We start from the raw sequence: 1,526 nt of genomic DNA on the forward strand, positions 1-1,526 counted from the left end.
CTAGCAGGCTGTTGAAAAAGTGGCTCGCAGCGAGGCTGTGAGCGTGATTCAGTGTCTTCGGAGAGATTCGGAGAGCGAGGCATGCGCGGCGGAGACGAACGGTCTGGCGAACTGTTCAGTTATGTTGATCTCGAGGCTCGGGTGCGGCGCGATCATCCGTTGCGCCGCATTCGGGCGATTGTGAACGAGGCGCTGGCAGCGTTGGAGCGGGACTTGGCGGCGCTATATTCGCCGATGGGGCGGCCTTCGATCCCGCCGGAAAAGCTGCTGCGAGCGATGCTGCTACAGGCGTTCTACTCGATCCGCTCGGAGCGGCTTTTGATGGAACGGCTGGAATACGACCTTCTGTTCCGCTGGTTCGTCGGCATCGGCGTCGATGACGCGGCCTGGGACCATTCGGTGTTCTCAAAGAACCGCGACCGGTTGCTGGAAGGTGATATCGCGGCGAAATTCTTAGGCGCAGTGCTGGCGCAGCCCAAGGTGAAGAAGCTTCTGTCTACGGACCACTTCTCGGTCGACGGCACACTGATCGAGGCGTGGGCATCGATAAAGAGCGTCAAACCGAAGGACGGCCCAAGCGGTGGTCATGGTGAGCCGCCGGCTGAAGGGGGCGGGCGAAACGCGGAAGCGGACTTCCATGGCCACAAGCGCTCCAACGACACACATGCCTCGACCACCGATCCGGATGCCCGGCTCTATCGCAAGGGCAAAGGCAAGGAGGCCAAGCTATGCTTTATGGGACATGGCTTGATGGAGAACCGCCACGGCCTGCTAGTCGACGCTTGCCTGACACTGGCCGACGGACATGCTGAGCGGGTGGCCGCACTGCACATGATCGAACCTCGAGCGGAGCGGCCACAGGCGATCACGCTCGGCGCCGACAAGGCCTACGACGCGGAAGACTTCGTCAATGAGCTGCGCTCGATGAGGGTGACGCCGCATGTAGCGCAGAATACGAGCGGTCGCAGTTCCGCGATCGACGGGCGCACGACGCGGCATGGCGGCTATGCCGTCAGCCAGCGCATCAGGAAGCGCATCGAAGAGGCGTTCGGTTGGATCAAGGTCGTAGCCGGCCAGCACAAGACCAGGTTCCGCGGTCGCGACCGTGTCGGATGGGCCTTCACCTTCGCAGCCGCTGCCTACAATCTGGTGCGACTGCCGAAGCTGCTGGCGGTGCCAGCATGAGCGCGCCCGCGGGCTGCCAGTTGGTCGGCCACTGGCGCATCGTCGAGGCCGATCTGTGGGACCGCGGCTATCTCAACCTCTGCGGCCCGGCCACGATCACCATCGGCGATGACAACAACGGCGAGATTACCTTTGGCGCCCTGCAAGCCGGCCTTGATCTCAGTTACGGCCCATCAATGGTCTTCTTTACCTGGAACGGCTGCGACGAGATGGACGAAGTCACAGGCGATGGCCATGCCGAATTGCTCGACGATGGCTCCATCGAAATCACGTTTGCCTATCACAACGGCGATGAGGTCATCCTCAAGGCCGCGCGACATACTTCTTCAACAGCCTGCTAG

General features: G+C 62.0%; 2 protein-coding genes. Both read left to right on the forward strand.

Translation table 11 applies throughout. From position 1 onward, the window contains the following. Positions 1-81: 81 nt before the first annotated feature. Positions 82-1,185 (forward strand): IS5 family transposase, encoded by a 1,104-nt coding sequence (locus tag NKI79_RS33085; protein WP_254820775.1) that lies wholly within the window; start codon positions 82-84, stop codon positions 1,183-1,185. Then, positions 1,182-1,526: a hypothetical protein gene (locus NKI79_RS33090; protein WP_352807491.1), complete on the forward strand. Its 345-nt coding sequence runs from the start codon at positions 1,182-1,184 to the stop codon at positions 1,524-1,526. The genes NKI79_RS33085 and NKI79_RS33090 overlap by 4 nt, the downstream gene beginning before the upstream one ends.

The sequence above is a fragment of the Mesorhizobium sp. M0340 genome, assembly GCF_040321535.1.
Taxonomy (GTDB): domain Bacteria; phylum Pseudomonadota; class Alphaproteobacteria; order Rhizobiales; family Rhizobiaceae; genus Mesorhizobium.